Origin of the sequence: Nocardia wallacei (assembly GCF_029869545.1) — a bacterium.
GTDB classification, from domain to species: domain Bacteria; phylum Actinomycetota; class Actinomycetes; order Mycobacteriales; family Mycobacteriaceae; genus Nocardia; species Nocardia wallacei_A.
The window spans coordinates 1-17247 of the sequence record NZ_JARWQD010000026.1; the positions used below are offsets into that span (position 1 = coordinate 1).

The 17247-nt window shown below is 69.7% G+C and carries 15 protein-coding genes; 7 read left to right on the forward strand and 8 right to left on the reverse strand.

Going from position 1 to position 17247, the window contains the following annotated elements:
* Window positions 1-137: 137 nt before the first annotated feature.
* Genes katG through QH290_RS01345 form a run of 5 tightly spaced genes read right to left on the reverse strand, consistent with a single transcriptional unit; the run spans window position 138 to window position 5782 of the window.
* Window positions 138-2369, reverse strand: a complete 2232-nt coding sequence (gene katG / locus QH290_RS01325; RefSeq protein ID WP_280263642.1) for a catalase/peroxidase HPI — start codon at window positions 2367-2369, stop codon at window positions 138-140.
* 39 nt (window positions 2370-2408) lie between these two features.
* Complete coding sequence (locus QH290_RS01330) at window positions 2409-2846, reverse strand: Fur family transcriptional regulator (RefSeq protein ID WP_280263644.1); 438 nt, start codon at window positions 2844-2846, stop codon at window positions 2409-2411.
* Between the two features lie 53 nt (window positions 2847-2899).
* A complete protein-coding gene (locus tag QH290_RS01335) occupies window positions 2900-4159 on the reverse strand; it encodes an amidohydrolase family protein (protein ID WP_280381738.1) in 1260 nt (419 codons plus the stop codon).
* Between the two features lie 34 nt (window positions 4160-4193).
* The gene (locus tag QH290_RS01340) at window positions 4194-5138 is read right to left on the reverse strand and encodes a PDR/VanB family oxidoreductase (protein ID WP_280263648.1); all 945 of its coding nucleotides are present in this window, start codon (window positions 5136-5138) and stop codon (window positions 4194-4196) included.
* Entirely contained in the window at window positions 5138-5782 is a 645-nt protein-coding gene (locus QH290_RS01345; RefSeq protein ID WP_280263650.1) for a helix-turn-helix domain-containing protein, read from the reverse strand. The genes QH290_RS01340 and QH290_RS01345 overlap by 1 nt, the downstream gene beginning before the upstream one ends.
* Window positions 5783-5979: 197 nt before the next feature.
* Here QH290_RS01345 and QH290_RS01350 point away from each other — a divergent pair, with 197 nt between their 5' ends.
* The 7 genes from QH290_RS01350 (at window position 5980) to QH290_RS01380 (ending at window position 13410) form a co-directional block, all read left to right on the forward strand.
* Window positions 5980-7236 (forward strand): amidohydrolase family protein, encoded by a 1257-nt coding sequence (locus QH290_RS01350; RefSeq protein ID WP_280381739.1) that lies wholly within the window; start codon window positions 5980-5982, stop codon window positions 7234-7236.
* Window positions 7233-8009, forward strand: a complete 777-nt coding sequence (locus tag QH290_RS01355; protein ID WP_425303540.1) for an ABC transporter ATP-binding protein — start codon at window positions 7233-7235, stop codon at window positions 8007-8009. Before QH290_RS01350 ends, QH290_RS01355 begins: the two co-directional genes overlap by 4 nt.
* On the forward strand, window positions 8006-8815 hold the full coding sequence (locus QH290_RS01360) for an ABC transporter permease (RefSeq protein WP_280381740.1): 810 nt from the start codon (window positions 8006-8008) through the stop codon (window positions 8813-8815). The genes QH290_RS01355 and QH290_RS01360 overlap by 4 nt, the downstream gene beginning before the upstream one ends.
* Window positions 8816-8851: 36 nt before the next feature.
* Window positions 8852-10036 carry an ABC transporter substrate-binding protein gene (locus tag QH290_RS01365; RefSeq protein WP_280381741.1) on the forward strand — a complete coding sequence of 395 codons (1185 nt, stop codon included), beginning with the start codon at window positions 8852-8854 and terminating at the stop codon, window positions 10034-10036.
* A complete protein-coding gene (locus QH290_RS01370) occupies window positions 10033-11355 on the forward strand; it encodes an FAD-binding oxidoreductase (RefSeq protein WP_280263658.1) in 1323 nt (440 codons plus the stop codon). Before QH290_RS01365 ends, QH290_RS01370 begins: the two co-directional genes overlap by 4 nt.
* Window positions 11352-12170, forward strand: a complete 819-nt coding sequence (locus QH290_RS01375; protein WP_280381742.1) for a creatininase family protein — start codon at window positions 11352-11354, stop codon at window positions 12168-12170. The genes QH290_RS01370 and QH290_RS01375 overlap by 4 nt, the downstream gene beginning before the upstream one ends.
* 709 nt (window positions 12171-12879) lie before the next feature.
* Entirely contained in the window at window positions 12880-13410 is a 531-nt protein-coding gene (locus QH290_RS01380) for a L,D-transpeptidase (protein ID WP_280381743.1), read from the forward strand.
* 3 nt (window positions 13411-13413) lie between these two features.
* On the opposite strand, the gene QH290_RS01385 is transcribed toward QH290_RS01380, so the two are convergent.
* From QH290_RS01385 to QH290_RS01395, 3 genes are all read right to left on the reverse strand, one after another.
* Window positions 13414-14916 carry a serine/threonine-protein kinase gene (locus QH290_RS01385; protein WP_280381744.1) on the reverse strand — a complete coding sequence of 501 codons (1503 nt, stop codon included), beginning with the start codon at window positions 14914-14916 and terminating at the stop codon, window positions 13414-13416.
* Between the two features lie 209 nt (window positions 14917-15125).
* Window positions 15126-16043 (reverse strand): TAXI family TRAP transporter solute-binding subunit, encoded by a 918-nt coding sequence (locus QH290_RS01390; protein ID WP_280263667.1) that lies wholly within the window; start codon window positions 16041-16043, stop codon window positions 15126-15128.
* On the reverse strand, window positions 16040-17247 hold a 1208-nt coding region (locus tag QH290_RS01395; RefSeq protein WP_280381745.1), incomplete at its 5' end, for a sensor histidine kinase. The genes QH290_RS01395 and QH290_RS01390, both read right to left, overlap by 4 nt.

Below are 17247 nucleotides of genomic sequence, written 5' to 3' on the forward strand. Positions count from 1 at the left end.
CCCCGCGCCGCCGCCCCGCGCCCGCCCCCCCCCCCCCCGCCCCCGCGCCCCCCCGCGCGCGCGCCCCCGGGGCGCGGGCCCCCCCCCCCCCCCCCCACGGGGTGTTCAGGACCGGCTCGGGGGCCGGTCGGGCGGGATCAGGCCACGTCGAAGCGGTCGAGGTTCATGACCTTGTCCCAGGCGGCGACGAAGTCGCGCACGAACTTCTCCTTCGCATCGTCGGTCGCGTACACCTCCGCGAGCGCGCGCAGCTGCGAGTTCGACCCGAAGACGAGGTCGGCGCGGCTGCCGGTCCACCGGTTGGCGCCCGTGGCGCGGTCGGTGCCGACGTAGGTGCCGTCGTCGGCCGGGGACGGTTCCCACTTGGTGCCCATATCGAGCAGGTTCACGAAGAAGTCGTTGGTGAGCGTGCCGGGGGAGTCGGTGAACACACCCAGCGGCGACTGCTTGTGGTTGGCGCCCAGCACGCGCAGGCCACCGACCAGAACCGTCATCTCCGGCGCGGACAGCGTCAGCAGGTTCGCCCGATCCACCAGCAGGTACTCGGCGGGCAGCCGGTTGCCCTTGCCCAGGTAGTTGCGGAACCCGTCGGCGCCGGGCTCGAGGTAGGAGAAGGACTCCACGTCGGTCTGGTCCTGCGTGGCGTCGGTGCGGCCCGGTGTGAACGGCACCTGCACGTCGTGCCCGGCGGCCTTGGCGGCCTGTTCGACCGCCGCGACGCCGCCCAGCACCACCAGGTCGGCGAACGACACGCGGGTGTTGCCGCTCTGCTCGGCGTTGAACGACTCCTGGATACCCTCGAGCACCCGCACCACCTGCGCGAGCTCGTCGGGTTCGTTGACCTCCCAGCCCAGCTGCGGCTGCAGGCGGATGCGGCCGCCGTTGGCGCCGCCGCGCTTATCGCTGCCGCGGAACGACGAGGCCGCCGCCCACGCGGTCGACACCAGCTGCGGCACGGTCAGTCCCGATGCCAGGATGCGGCGCTTGAGCTCCGCGATATCCGCGGCGCCGATGACGTCGTGGGTGGCGGCGGGGATCGGGTCCTGCCACAGCAGCGTCTGCTCGGGAACCAGCGGGCCGAGGTAGAGCACCTTGGGCCCCATATCGCGGTGGATCAGCTTGTACCAGGCCTTGGCGAACTCCTCGGCGAGCTCGTCGGGGTGGTCGAGCCAGCGCCGGGTGATCTGCTCGTAGATCGGGTCGACCCGCATCGACAGGTCGGTGGTCAGCATGACCGGGGGATGGCTCTTGGCCGGGTCGTGGGCGTCGGCCACGGTGCCCGCGCCCGCGCCGTCCTTCGGAATGTACTGCCACGCACCGGCCGGGCTCTTGGTCTTCTCCCACTCGTAGCCGTAGAGGGTTTCCAGGAAGCTGTTGTCCCACTTGGTCGGGGTGGGTGTCCAGGTGCCCTCGAGGCCGCTGGTGATCGCGTCGCCGCCGACGCCGGTGCGGTTGGCGCTGCGCCAGCCCAGGCCCTGTTCCTCGAGGGGCGCCGCCTCGGGTTCGGGGCCGACGAGGTCGGCGTCGCCGTTGCCGTGGGTCTTGCCGAAGGTGTGGCCGCCGACGATCAGCGCCGCGGTCTCGACATCGTTCATGGCCATGCGGCCGAACGTCTCACGGATATCGATGGCCGCGGCGAGGGGATCGGGATTGCCGTTGGGGCCTTCGGGATTGACGTAGATCAGGCCCATCTGGACCGCGGCCAGGGGGTTCTCCAGGTCGCGCTGGCCGGTGTAGCGCTCGTCGTCGAGCCATACGTGCTCGGGGCCCCAGTAGACGTCCTCCTCGGGCTCCCACTGGTCGACGCGGCCGAAGGCGAAGCCGTAGGTCTTGAACCCCATATCCTCGAGCGCCACGTTACCGGCGAAGACGAGCAGGTCGGCCCAGGACAGCTGCTTGCCGTACTTCTTCTTGATCGGCCACAGCAGGCGGCGGGCCTTGTCCAGGCTGGCGTTGTCGGGCCAGCTGTTGAGCGGCGCGAACCGCTGCATGCCCGCCCCCGCGCCGCCGCGGCCGTCGTTGACGCGGTAGGTGCCCGCGGCATGCCAGGACATGCGGATGAACAGCGGGCCGTAGTGGCCGTAGTCGGCGGGCCACCAGTCCTGCGAGGTGGTCATGACCTCGACCAGGTCGCGGTGCAGCGCGGCCACGTCGAGGTTCTGCACCTCCGCGGCGTAGTCGAAGTCCTCGTCCATGGGGTTGGCCACGGCCGGGTTCTTCTGCAGGATCCTCAGATTGAGCTGGTTCGGCCACCAGTCACGGTTGCTGCCGCCCTCGGCGGGGTACTTGAGGCGGCCGCTGATGACGGGGCAACCGTTTTCCGCCGGTTCCGTATTGGCCTCGCCGATGGGCGGATGTTCCTGTGGCACGTCGTTTTCCTTTCGGAGAGTGAGCGAATCGGGCTGTGATCACGGGTGTGTGGTCTGCAGGGCGGAGCAGTCGGGGCACAGGCCCCAGTAGATGACCTCGGCCTCGTCGAGGACGAAACCGTTGTCGTCGGACGCGGCCAGGCAGGGCGCCTCGCCGACGGCGCAGTCCACGTCGGCGATGACGCCGCAGGAGCGGCACACGACGTGATGGTGGTTGTCGCCCACGCGGGTCTCGTAGCGGGCGACCGACCCCATAGGCTGGATGCGCCGGAGCAGCCCCGCCGCGGTCAGCGCCCGCAGCACGTCGTATACGGCCTGGTGGGAGACCGTGCCGAGGGTGCGGCGGACGCGTTCGATGATCGAATCGGTATCGGAGTGGGGGTTGTCGTGCACCACGGTCAGCACCGCCATGCGCGGCGCTGTCACGCGCAGCGCGGCGTTCCGGAGCATCTGCGCGAAATCCGGAGACGTGGACACGTTCCGAAGTATGACCGATTCCAGTCTTGGCGCGGGGTGGTTTCGGGAAACTCTCAGTGCACGGTCGCGGCGAGCCTGCGGCCGAGGGCGGCGACGATCTCGGATTCGTCCGCATCGACCAGACGGCCGTCGCGCACGACGACCCGCCCCGCGACGACGACATGGCGTGGCCGCCGCCCCGGACTCGCCCAGAGCAGGCCCGCGACCGGGTCGGCGACCCCGGCATCGGCCACACCGCCGACGTCCCAGACGCAGAGGTCGCCGCCCGCGACCGCGGCGAGTTCCGGGCGGCCCAGTCCGGCGGCCGATCCCGCGGTCGCCATGGTCAGCACGTCGAGCGCCGACAGCGGCGGCCCGGCCAGCGGCGCGACCTGCATGGCCAGCCGGGCATCGGCGAGCAGATGCCCGGCATCGTTGCTACCGCCGCCGCTGGTGCCGAGCCCGACCGCAATGCCCGCCGCCCGCAACGCGGCGACCGGGGCGATGCCCCAGCCCATGGGCAGATCACAACCGGGCGCATGGGTCGCGGTGACGCCCGCCCGGGCCAGCCGCTCGATCTCCGCGGCCGTGATGCCGCACAGGTGCGCGATCGTGACATCCGGTGCGAGCCAACCCCATTCGTCGAGCAGGTCGAGGGGCCGCCGCCCGTAGCGGGCCAGCGCGACCTGGACGTCGACCTGCTCGTTGGCCTGGGTGCGCCGCCGCAGCCCCCGCCGGTCGGCCACGTCCGCCAGCAGCCGGAACGTCTCCGCGCTGTCGGAATGCACCCCCGCGGGGCCGACCGCGACCTGGACCATGCCGTCCGCGCTCACCCCGGCGGGGGCGAGCGCCCCGGCGATGAGATCCGCACTGAGCGCGGCGTTCTCGGGATCGTCACCGGCGGACCCGCGCACGAAGACCAGCCGCCCGCCGAGTTCGCGCGCGGCCCGCTCGGTGGCGCGAGCCAGCGCCACGGTGTCGCCGGGAACCAGGGCGGCGGGCCAGGTCAGATGATGGTCGGCCACCGTCGTCACACCGCACAGCAGGGCTTCGGCGACGCCGACCCGGGCCGCCGCGTAGACCAGTGACTCGTCGACCCGCGCCCGGGCATACGCCTCGGCCATCGTCGGCAGCCAGCGCGACATCGTGACGCCGCGGGTGCCGGGCAGCGTGCGGAACGCGGACTGCAACAGATGGTGGTGGGCATTGACCAGCCCGGGCGTGACGACGCATCCGGCGGCGTCGAGGACATCGTCGGGACCGGCGATGTCCAGATCTCCCGCCGCGACCGGCGCCCCGACGACGGCCCGGGCCTCACGTACGCGTAATGTCATGAGCCGCACCGGCATTCGATGGGCGTAGCACTCATCACAGCTCCAATACCAGCCGGGCGCTCATGCTGCGCGACACACAGATCATCATGGACTCGCCCTCGGCGCGTTCCTCCGGCGACAGCACCGCATCGCGATGGTCGACCTCCCCGCTGACCACCTCGGTCTCGCACGTCCCGCAGGTACCCTCGCGGCACGACGCCACCGCCGCCACGCCGCGCGCCTCGACCGCCGCCAGAATGGACTCGCCCGGATCGACGGTGAACGTCAGCCCCGAGACGGCCAGCGACACCTCGAACGGCGCACCCCCGGCGGCCACCGCGAGATCGGGTGCGACGAACCGCTCCGCGAACACGTCCACGGCGCGCTGCCCGGCACACGCGGACTGCGCGGCATCGATCAAACCCGCTGGGCCGCAGACATATACGGCGGTACCCGGAGCCAGATCCGCCAGCGCGGCGCCGAGGTCGAGACGGCCGTCGCGGGCCGAACAGTGGACGGTGGCCGCGAACCTGTCGGCCGCCTCGTCGGCGTAGGCCATGCTCGACTCGTCGCGACCGGTGTAGATCAGCCGCCACGGCCGCCCGCTGCGGCGCGCCGCCGCGGCGAGGGTGAGTATCGGGGTGATCCCGACGCCGCCCGCGATCAGCACGTAGGCCAGCGCCGGGACGAGCGGAAAGTGGTTGCGCGGCACGCGAATCGCCACCGCCGCGCCGATCGGCAACGCGTGCGCCCGCACCGAACCGCCGCGCCCGTCCGGTTCACGCAGCACCGCGATCCGATACGCGGTGGTGTCGGCGGGATCCGAGCACAGCGAGTACTGCCGCACCGTGGCGTCGTCGAGCAGCAGGTCGATGTGGGCACCCGGCGCCCAGCCGGGCAGGGGAGCGCCGTCCGGGCGCGCGAGGGTGAATTCGTCGATGTCGTCGGCCAGCCGGCGACGGTCCCGCACGACGACGGGCACTACGTCCGAGGTTTGCATCAGGGCCTCTCGTCGGGCCCCGCCTGATCGATCCCAGCCACGGAATCCGCCTGGCGCCCAGCGGCTTTCACGACGACAAGCCTGGCGCTCGGGCAATCCACCACACGCCACCGGTGCGGTGTGCCGCCAGTGTAGTAGAGACTGTCGCCCTCGGCCAGACGAGCCCGCCCGGCGCCACCGAGATCGACCAGGACGGCGCCGCCCGCCACATAGATCCATTCGTCCTCGTCGTGTTCGAAGTACGGCCCGAACTCGGTGTGCACCTCGACGAATTCCTGCGGATAGAAGGCGGCGCGGCCGTGCACCAGCAGCCTGCTCGACCCCTCCGGTTCCCCCCGCCCCGCGACCCCGCGCGGCAGCCGCAGTCCCTCGCCCGCGCGAACGACCTGTGTGCCGAGAGTTGTCCCGGCCGCCTCACCGCCCCGCGGATCGGCGGCGAGCATCAGCTCGACCTGCGTGGTGTCCAGCGCATCCGCGATGCGCGCCAGGGTCAGCATGCTCGGCCTGGCCAGTCCGCGTTCGAGCTGACTCAGGAACGGATGCGAGATCTGTGCCTGTTCGGCGAGCCGCACCAGGGTGAGCCCGCGTTCGCGCCGCCTGCGGCGGATCTCGGCGCCGAGCGCCAGCTGCGCGTCGTCGGGCATCGGTCTGGTCGTGTTCCCCACCGGCACATCACCATCCGTCGAATTAACAGGACCGTAGCCGAGGAGTTCACCTGCCGGAAATACGGTCGCTGAATAGTTTCAAATGTTGATCACATCAACATCGACACTAGCAGCCCCCGCCCCGCCGACCAGCCACGGCACCGGCCACCACACCCCCCACCCGCCGAAGGACCACCATGGAACCTCCCTTGCCGCAGCATATTTCGCGGCTGCGCGGGGCAACCCTGCCCGACGGCGCCGTCGTCGACATCGACATCGGCCACCGCGACGGCCACGCCGTGATCGCCGCCATCCACCCGACCGCACCCCCCGGCGAACCCGCCGACGACATCCTCGACATGACCGGATTCGTCCTGCTCACCGCACCCGCCGAACCCCACGCACACCTGGACAAGGCCCTGTCCTGGGACACCCTCACACCACCGTTCGGAGACCTCGGCGCCGCCATCGAATCCTGGCGCCACGGCAGCGCCACCCTCACCGAACAGTCCTTCCACGACCGCGCCACCACCGCCGCGACCACCCTGCTGCGCAACGGCACCACCGCCATCCGCACCCACGCCGACATCCTCGACGGCCCCGACCCCCTCCGCGCCATCCGCGCCCTCGACCGCGTCCGCCGAGAACTGGCCGGACTGATCGACATCCAGATCGTCGCGCTCACACCACCCACCGCCGAAAACGCCCTACTACACGCCGCACTCGACACCGGCGCCGACCTCGTCGGCGGCGCACCACACATCGCACCCAACCCGATCACCGAACTCGAACGCCTGCTCGACACCGCCGAAACCCGCGGCACCGGCATCGACCTGCACGTCGACGAATTCCTGCACGGCACCCACCACACCCTCGCCCACTACGCCCACCGCGTCCGCACCTGGCCCGCCCACCGCACCCGCACCGCCGGACACTGCTGCCGCCTCGGCACCATGAGCCCCGACGAACTCGCCGACCTGCTACCCGCCGTCGCACGCAGCGGCCTCGGCATCATCAGCCTCCCCATCACCAACCTGTACCTCCAAGGCCGCGACCACCCCGCCGCGACACCCCGCGGACTCACCGCCCTGTCAGCACTGCTCGACGCGAACATCCCCGTCGCCGCCGGCGCGGACAACGTCCGCGACCCCTTCAACCCGATCGGCCGCAGCGACGCCCTCGAAACCGCCGCACTCCTCATCACCGCCGGACACACAACACCGGCACAAGCCGTGCACATGGTCACCGACGGCGCCCGCGAAGTCCTCGGCCTACCCGCCGCCGGAACACGGGTCGGCGCCCGCGCCGAACTCCTCGCCGTACGCGGCACCGGACTCGTCGACATCATCGCCAACGCACCCGCCGACCGCATCGTCATCCGCGACGGCGCGATCGTCTCGATCAGCCGAACCGATTACCGCACAGCCGGATTCGCCGTACTGGAGACCTCATGACCACAGCACCCACCATGGCACAGGCCGCGCCACGCCCCGGCACCCAGGTGCTCGGATTCGAATCCACCGAACTCACCTACCCCGGCGGCACCACCGCCCTCGGCGGCATCGACCTCACAGTGCGCACCGGCGAATTCGTCGCCGTCGTCGGACCCTCCGGCTGCGGCAAATCGACCCTGCTGCGCATCGCCTCCGGCCTCGAAACCGCCACCGGCGGCTACACCCAGATCGGCGCCAACCGCATCGGCTACGTCTTCCAGGACGCCACCCTGCTACCGTGGCGCACCGTCCGCGACAACGTCGCACTGCTCGCCGAACTCGACCACATCGGCAAAACCGAACGCTACCGCCGCGCCGACGCCGCGATCGACCTGGTCGGCCTCACCGAATTCGCCGGCAAGCTACCCCGCACACTGTCCGGCGGCATGCGCATGCGAGTCTCACTGGCCCGATCACTCACCGTCGACCCCGAACTGTTCCTGTTCGACGAACCCTTCGCCGCACTCGACGAGATCACCCGCGAACACCTCGGCGACGAGATCACCGAACTGTTCGCCGCCCGCCGATTCGCCGGACTGTTCATCACCCACTCCGTCACCGAAGCCGTCTACCTCTCCTCCCGCGTAGCCGTCATGTCCGGCAGACCCGGCCGCATCATCACCGAATTCGACATCCCATTCGACTTCCCACGCACCCCCGACATCCGCTTCACCCCCGAATTCACCGCACTCGCCAACCGGATCTCGACAACACTGCGAACAGGCCAGCCATGAGCACCGAAACGAAAACCCCGGCGCGACACTGGAAACCGAGCACCGTCATCGCCCCGCTGACCGTCCTGGCCCTCGTCCTCGGCGCCTGGTACCTCATCACCTACGTCCTACTCACCCCCGCACGCCGATTCCTGATGCCACCCCCGCACCACGTCGTCACCAAAGGCCTGCTCGGGCCCGCCGCCCCCGACATGCTGCAAGCCCTACAGCGCACCGCCACCGTCGCCGCCACCGGCCTCGCCATCGCCGTCATACTCGGCATCGTCTGGGCGGTCCTCATGTCACAAGCCGGCTGGGCCGAAACCGCACTGTTCCCCTACGCCGTAGTGCTACAATGCATCCCGATCCTCGCCCTGGTCCCGCTCATCGGATTCTGGTTCGGCTTCGGATTCACCGCCCGCGTCCTCGTCTGCGTCCTCATCGCCCTGTTCCCGATCGTGTCCAACACCCTGTTCGGACTGAAATCGGTCGACAAGGGACTGCGCGAACTGTTCGCCCTGCGCGCCACACCACGACTGACCGTACTCCGCAAACTCGAATTCCCCGCCGCCCTGCCCGCCATCTTCGCAGGCATCCGCATCTCCGCCGGACTCGCCGTCGTCGGCGCCATCGTCGGCGACTTCTTCTTCAAACAAGGCGACCCCGGCATCGGCATCCTCATCGACAACTACCGCTCACGGCTGCAATCACCACAACTGTTCGCCTCCATCCTGCTGGCCTCCGCCCTCGGCGTCGGCGTCTTCGCACTCTTCGGATGGCTCTCGCGACGCCTCGTCGGCGCCTGGCACGACACCGGCCGCCACTGAACACACCCGACCCCGCAACACCCCACGGGAGCAACCATGCCCAACCCGCCACGCCGGTTCTCACACACCCTGCGCGCCACCGCCGGCGCCGCCGCCCTCGGCCTGGCCGCCCTCACCGGATGCGCCCAAACCGACAGCACCACAGCCACTTCCGGCTACAGCGGACCGATCGGCGACGTCGACCTGAAAGCCGTCTGCCCGGCCAAGATCGTCGTACAAACCGACTGGAACCCCGAGGCCGAACACGGCAGCCTCTACCAGATGCTCGGCCCCGACCCGACCTACGACGCCGGCGCCAAGAAGGTCACCGCACCACTGTTCGACCGCGGCGAATACACCGGCGTCGACCTCGAGATCCGATCCGGGGGACCCGCGATCGGCTTCCAATCCGTCACCTCACAGATGTATCAGGACCCCGCCATCCTGCTCGGCTACGTCGACACCGACCAGGCCCTGCAATCCGCGGCCACCAACCCCACCACCGGAGTCTTCGCCTCCCTCGACATCAACCCCCAGATGATCATGTGGGACCCCGCCACCTACCCACAGGTCAAAACCATCGCCGACCTGCGCGCCACCAAGGCCACGGTGCTCTACTTCGAGGGCTCGGCCTACATGGACTACCTCACCGGCGCGGGCATCCTCGACAAGAACCAGGTCGACGGCAGCTACGACGGATCACCCTCCACCTTCGTCGCCGCGGGCGGCACCAAGGCACAGCAGGGATTCGCCAGCGCCGAACCCCACCTGTACGAGAAGGAAATCGACCAGTGGCACAAACCCATCGCCTACCAACTCCTCCACGACGCCGGATACCCGATCTACAAATCCGCGCTGTCGGTGCGCACGGGGGAGCTGGACGCCAACTCGGCCTGCCTGCAACGCCTGGTCCCGGTCATGCAGCGCGCCGCCGTCGACTACTTCGCCGACCCCGCCGAGACCAATGACGTGATCCTGCGAGCCGTCGACCAATACGACACCGGATGGGTCTACAGCGCCGAGAGCGCCGCCTACGCGACCGAGAAAATGCGCACCACCGGCGTCGTCGGCAACGGCACCGACACCACCGTCGGCGACTTCGACACCGCACGGGTGCAACGCGTCATCGACATCAACAAACCGATACTCGCCACCCAACAGATCACCACACCACCCGGCCTCACACCCGAACAACTCGCCACCAACCGCTTCCTCGACCCCAGCATCGGATTCGCCCAGTGACAGACACACTGATCACCGGCCGCCCGGACTTCGGCCCCGACCAACTCGACGACCTCATCGACGAACTACTCGCCCTGCTCGGCCCCCGCGGAATCAGCACCCTCGACCGCGCCCTCGACCGCGCCGCCCGCGACGGCTCCGGCATGAGCCCCATCCTCTCGGCCCGACAACCCCTCGGACGTCCCGACGCCGTCTGCTACCCCAAATCCACCGAACAGGTACCCGCCATCGTCCGCGCCGCGGTACGCCACGGCATCCCGATCACCGCCCGCGGCAAGGGAACCGGCAACTACGGGCAGGTGGTGCCCCGCTTCGGCGGACTGGTCATGGACATGACCTCGCTCGCGGGCATCACCGCCATGACCGACACAACCGTCACCGCCCAGGCGGGCACCAGGATGATCGCCCTCGAACAAGCGGCCTGGGACACCGGAAAACAGCTGTGGATGTACCCCTCGACCGTGCAATCCACCCTCGGCGGCTTCCTGGCGGGCGGCTCGGCGGGCACCGGCACCATCGCGCACGGCCGCAACCACATGGGATTCGTCGAATCCCTCGACGTCGTCTTCGCACACGAGAACGCCGAGATCGTGCACCTGGAAGGCGCTGCGGCACAACCGATGGTGCACACCTACGGCGTCGCCGGAATCATCGTCGCGGCGACCGTCCGCATCGAACCACTCCAGGACTGGCGATGCCTGTACGCCAGCTTCGACTCCCACCACGACGCGTTCCCCGCCGCCTACCGCGCCGCCACGATCGAACCCCTGCCGCGGCTGCTCTCCGCCGACTGCGCCACCATCGTCGACGCACTGCCGCACGATCCGGCCCTCGTACGCGGACGCGCCAACGTCCGCGGCATCATCGACGCGGCCGCGGTGGGGGAGACCGCCGCCACGCTCGAGGCCGCGGGCGGACGCATCGAGGCGATCCGCTCCGGATTGGCCGACACGGTGCGGCTGAGCACCCTGTCCTACAACCACCCCACCTGGTGGCTGCAGAAAGCCGTGCCCGGCACCTACTTTCACATGGAATGCCAAGGCGACGCCCTCGTCACCCGGCTACGGGAGGTGGAGGAGGTCTACGCGGGCGGCATGCTGCACCTCGAGGTCGGCCACCGGACCATGTTCGGCATGATCAACGGGATCTACCGCGACCCCGAGCAGGTCTACGCCGGGGTACCGGAGCTCGAGGCGCTCGGCGTGCGCGTGCACTCACCACACCAGTCCTACGTCGACCTCGACGCCGACCGGGTCAAGGCGCTCGCCGCCACCACCGACCCCAAGGGCCTGCTGAACCCGGGAAGGTGGCAGCAATGACCACGGCCACAAGGCATTTCGCCGACCTCAGCACCGCCGAGATCGGCGACGCGCTGCACCCAGATTCGATCCTGATCCTGCCGACCGGGGCGATCGAACCCCACGGACCCCACCTGCCGCTCCGCACCGACCTGGTCATGGCCGAAGCCGTGACCGCCGCGGCACACGCCCGGGCCGTCGCCGACGGGCAGGACGTGTGGCTCCTCCCGCCGCTGGCGTACACGAAATCCGACGAACACGCGAACCTGCCGGGAGCGATGTGGCTGCGGGCCGACACCCTGATGCGGACCGTGGTCGACCTCGGACGCAGCATCGCCGCGACACCCGCCCGGCGGCTGTTGTTCGTCAACTGCCACGGCGGAAATTCGGCACTGCTGGAGGTCGCGCTGCGCGAACTGCGCCGCCGATTCGACCTGCAAACCTTCCTCTACGCCGCGCCCGCCCGGCCCGGACCCACCGAAGCGGGATTCGGCATCCACGCGGGCTGGGCGGAGACGTCGATGATGCTGCACCTGCGCCCGGAGCTGGTGAATATGAGCGCGGCGAAACCCGCTGTGCCACACACGATCCAAGCCAACTCGCACATCGGTTTCGGCAAGCCGGTCCGATTCGGCTGGCTAGCCGACGACTTCGCCGAATCAGGCGTGATCGGCGACCCCACCGCCGCCACCGCCGAAATCGGCGCCGAACTCTTCACAACCACGGTCACCGCCCTGACCGAAGCGATCCCGGAGATCGCAACGTTCGACCCGGGCAGGGTTCACCGCAAGCGTGCGCCGAGAGAAGACCCGGCAGACCCCAATTCGTCACCGTGACGTTTTAACGTGATGAGGCGGAGCCTCCCCAGACCGAGGGGAGTGGCGCCTACTTGCACCAATCCGCGTTCGATCCGCATTGGACGGACAAGGCCCGCCACTTCACACCCCGCCGAGGTTCTTCAACCACATTCCGGGCATAGTCGTGTCCCAGGCTGGGGCGAGGGGCGATTCCCCGGACTCCCGCAGATTACCTGACATAATGTCGATTATCGGCGTAACAACGGGGGTGCTGGGCTTGGTAAATGCGCTGCGCTGCAGTTGGTTTGGCTTTGGGTGGTCTCGCCTGGGTTTGGCGTACGCATCCTCCCCGCGGATGGCGTGGTTGAGTGCGCGGGTCTCCGGGGTTCAAATCTCACAGATCCGCGCTAGGAGATTTTTCGGCCGTCTGGCCATTTGGGCGAAAAGATTCCAATCGGTCGCTTTGGTGCGATTGGACTGCCGGTCCCCTGTGGCCCGGACGATCCTGATAATTCGTCACAGTGACGAAATGGTGAGATGTGACGAAGCGGTGATACTTCGGCAGATTCCTGGTCGTAGCCGCGGAAATGTCGTTTCCGTAGCGAATATCGTGGTGAAGTCCTTTCATTTGCGGATCCGTGCGCACAGTAGCGGATTACTATTGATTATCTCCGGTTTGTCGGAATGCTCGAGACGGTCCTGTCACCCGTCATTCGCGGCGGGCGCGGCTAGAGAGGTCGGTGGCTCGATGAGCGGCAAGCGTTATCTGGGTTGGACGGTCCGATCGGCCGTCTGTGTGGGTGTGGCGGCGGCGGGGTTGTGCGTGGCGGGACCGGCGGCGGCCGAACCGCTGTGGCCGGGTGGACCGGACTTCGGCACACCGGCCATTCCGGGCATGCCCGCCATCGTGCCTCCGGCGCCCGTGCTGGCGCCGTGCACCAAAGAGGGCGCGAAGGTGTGCATGCGCCTGTCGACCAACGAGGCCTGGCTGCTGGACGGCGACGGCAAGGTGGTCTACGGACCGACCCCGATTTCGCACGGCCGACCGGGTTACGAGACTCCCCCGGGCGTCTTCCGCGCGGCATTCAAAAAGGAATATCACTGGAGCACGATGCACCACGCCGAAATGCGCTGGGCAGTGTTCTTCAACGGCGATATCGCCACCCACATCGGCCCCATCGAGGAACAGTCCCACGGCTGCATCCGCATGACCCCCGACGGCGCCAAGGCCCTCTACGACCACGTAAACAACGGAGACATCTTCGAACTCGTGGTCTGAGGGTTATTGGCGGCGCACGGTGCCGGTGATATCGCCGAACCGGCCGGTCATGCTGTAGGTGGCGGTGCCGTCGCCGTTCCTTTTCAATGTCGAGGTCTTGCCGTCGTCGTCGCAGCCGATACCCGGTGTGGTGTCGCCCCTGGTGAGCTTGGCGCGCAGCGTGATGCCGGAGGTGTCGACGGCGGTCAATGTCTCCGCGCGCTTGCACGTCATATGGCTGGTGCTTCCGGTGTTGGTGGCGGATCCGACCTCCTCCCCGACCTTTCCGGCCTTGAGGGTGACGACGACGTCGAATGTCGCGAGCCCGTCGGTGGCGGTCCCCTTCCAAGTGCCGATGTAGTCGCGGGGCATCGCGGCAGATGATGCGGCGGAGGTTCGGGGGTGGGAGGGGGCGGCTGCGGTGGCGGGGGTGTTGTTGTCGGAGGTGAGGTTGTAGGCGATGATGCCGCCGGTGGTGGCGGTGATCAGGGTTGTTGCGGCTGCGGCGATGGTGAGGGTGGTGCGTTTGGTGCGGCGGGTGGGTTTGCCGGGGAGGTCGCGTACGACCGTGGGGCCGGGATGTGGTTGGCGCGCACCGACGTACGCGGGTGGTGGTGTGGCGTCGGTGGGTGGTGTGGTGGGCTCGAGGTCGAGGAGGGCGATGGCGCGGCGGCTGATGTCTTCGAGGATCGGGCCGGGGAGCCAGCCGCGGGTGTCGGAGTGGCCGAGGCGGGCCAGGTCCTGGACGAGTTGTGCTGGGGTGGGCCGGGATTCGGGGTTCTTCTCCAGGCAGGCCGCGATCAGGGGACGCAGGGTGTCGGGGACGCCGTCGAGGCGGGGTTCCTGCTGGACCACGCGCCACAGCATGGGGATGGAGTCGCCGTTGCCGAAGGGGGCGTTGCCGGTGGCGGCGAAGACCAGGACCCCGCCGAGGGCGAAGACGTCGCCGGGCGGGCCGACGGGTGCGTCGCCGGTGATCTGTTCGGGGCACATGTAGCCCGGGGATCCGATGATCTGGCCGGTGGTGGTGAGGGCGGTGTCCTCGACGGCGCGGGCGATGCCGAAGTCGATGACGCGCGGGCCGTCCACGGCGAGCAGGACATTGGAGGGTTTGAGGTCGCGGTGCACCAGGCCGGTGGCGTGGACGTCGGTGAGGGCGTGTGCGAGTCCGGTGGCGAGGGTGAGCAGTGAGGGTTCGGGCAGTGGTCCGTAGCTGTCGACGGCGTCGGTGAGTGCGAGGCCGGAGACGAATCCGGTGGCGAGCCAGGGGCGGTAGGTGTCGACGTCGGCGTCGAGGACGGGCACGGTGTAGGGGCCCGCGACGCGGCGGGCGGCGGTGACCTCGCGCCGGAATCGGGTGCGGAATTCGGTGTTTCCGGCGAGGTCGGGGCGCACCACCTTGACGGCGACGGTGCGGCCGCCTGCGGTGCGGCCGAGGTAGACGCGTCCCATGCCGCCGCTGCCGAGGATGCCGAGTATCCGGTACGGGCCGATGGTGGTCGGGTCGTCGGATCCCAGTGGGCGCATTGGTGTCGGTTCCTTCCCCGGTACTGCCGCGCCGACGCGGGGTCGGCCTTCTGATCCCACACGAGCGCACCGTTGTCGCGCAACTTTCTATACGTGCGGTGGCGGTGGTTCGGTTGCCGTCGGCGCTCTCCCCTCCCCTGGCCCCTTCCTGTGTTCCGTTATGCGCCGGAAACGTGAACTACCTTGTCCCCCTGGACATCCCGGCCCATTCACCCGTGATGACGGCGATACACCGTCGCCGCGCCGGGGTGCAGCGCCACCCCGTCGGTGCCGATCAGCGAACGCGCGTCGAGGAATTGGGTCCCGGCGGCCTCGCTGGGTACCAGGCGGTCGGCGCGGGTGATGAGCAGTTCGGTGAGTGCGGCGGCGGCGTCATCGGGCAGGGTGCGGGTGGTGACGAGGAGGTTGGCGACGCCGATGGTGCGCACGGCGGGTGTGCCGGGGTAGGCGTCGGCGGGGATGACGACGCGGTCGTAGAGGTAGCCGAAGCGGTCGCGCATGGGCTGGGCGAGGTCGCCGAGGTCGATCAGGCGCAGGGTGCGCGGGATGTCGAAGCTCGGTGTCGGGACGCCGCCGGCCCACAGCAGGGCGTCGATGACGCCGTCGGTGAGGGTGGTGACCGCGCCCCGCAGCGGCAGATGGGTGACGCGGACGTCGATATCGGGATCGAGACCGGCCGCGCGCAGCAGTCGTTCGCCGGTGAAGGTGGCCCCGGATCCGGGCGCGCCGAGGCTCACCCGGTGCCCGCGCAGGTCGGAGGCGGTGCGCAGCGCGCTGGAGGCGCGGACGACGAGCTGGATGTAGTTCTCGTAGACGCGGCCGAGCGCGAACAGCCGGTCGGTGCCGGGGTCGGCTTCGATCGAATCGGCAAGGGCCAGTGCGGCATCGGCGTCGCCGCGGTCGAGCATGGCCAGGTTCGCGAACGATCCGCTGGTGGTGACCGGTTCGATGTGGACGGTTCCGGCGTCGGCGGCGGTGGCGGCGAGCTGGGTGGCGAAGGCGTGGTAGAAGCCGCCGACCTCGCCCGCGGCCAGGCGCACGGTGGGCGGGCCGCCCTCGCCGCATCCGGCGGCCAGTGCCGCGGTCGCGAGTGTGCCTGTCGTGCACAGGAATCGGCGGCGGTTCACGAGCGTGCCGCCCGCGGCAGGTTGATGGTGACCGTGAGTCCGTGCGGGTGTGCCGATTCGATGGTGAGGCTGCCGTCGCGGGCATTGAGCAGTGCGGCGGCGATCGGCAGGCCGAGTCCGGAGCCGCTGGCGGCGGCGGTGGAGCCGCGGAAGAAGCGGGTGGTCAGGCGGTCGAGTTCGGTGTCGGGGACGCCGACGCCGTCGTCGGTGACGGTGAGGGTGATCGTGTCGGCGGTGCTGTCGGTGCGCAGGCGGGTGTGGGCGCCGGTTCCGGCGTAGCGGCACGAATTGCTCAGTGCCACATCGAGTATCTGTGCGAGGACGTCGGCGTCGATGGCGGCGTCGAGGCGTTCGGCGCCGGTCTCGGTGGTGAGCGTGAGCCCGGCGTGTTCGAAGGCGCTGTGCCAGGCGTCGGCGCGGTCCTGGGCGACCTGTACGGCGTCGCAGGCGGCGGGTGCGGGGGTGGCGCCGGGTTCGAAGTCGGTGCCCTCGGCGACGGCGAGGGTGAGCAGGCCGTCGAGCAGGCCGGTGAGCCGTTCGAGTTCGGCGGTGGCGCCGCGGAAGGTGGCGGCGGCGTGTTCGGGTATGGCGGGTTCCAGGGAGTCGAGGCGAATGGTCAAGGCGGCCAGCGGGTTTCGCATGGCGTGGGCGGTGTCGGCGACGAGCTGGTGCTGGGCCTCGGTGGAGTCGACGACGGCCAGGGCCATGGCGTCGAAGGATTCGGCGACGGCGCGGATCTCCGGTGGTCCGCCGTGGCGGCGGGTCATGGTGGTGGCGCGGGTGTCGGTGCGGGGTTTGGGGAGGGTGGCGGTGAGGTGGGCGACGGCGGCGGACAGGTCGGCCAGCGGGCGTAGCACCCAGCGTGTCAGCACCAGGGCCAGGGCCGTGAACACGGCCATTGCGGCGAGGGCGCCGGCGGCGGCGATGCCCCAGGTGCGCAGGATGTCGGCGCGGGCGCGGTCGGTGCCCGCCTGGATGAGGACGGCGCCGTTGACCTGGACGCCGGTGCCGACGGGGCGGGCGATGAGGACGGTGGCGGGGCTCCACGGCATGAGCTGCCCGACCGGGGCGGGGCGCTGGTTGCGGCGGGCGGCGGCGAGGGCGGCGACGACGGCGGGGCTGGTGGCGTGGACGCCGGCGGTGGGGGGGGTGGCGCCGCGGGGGTCGGCGGCGAGGGCCCGGTAGCCCGTCACGTCGCGGGTGG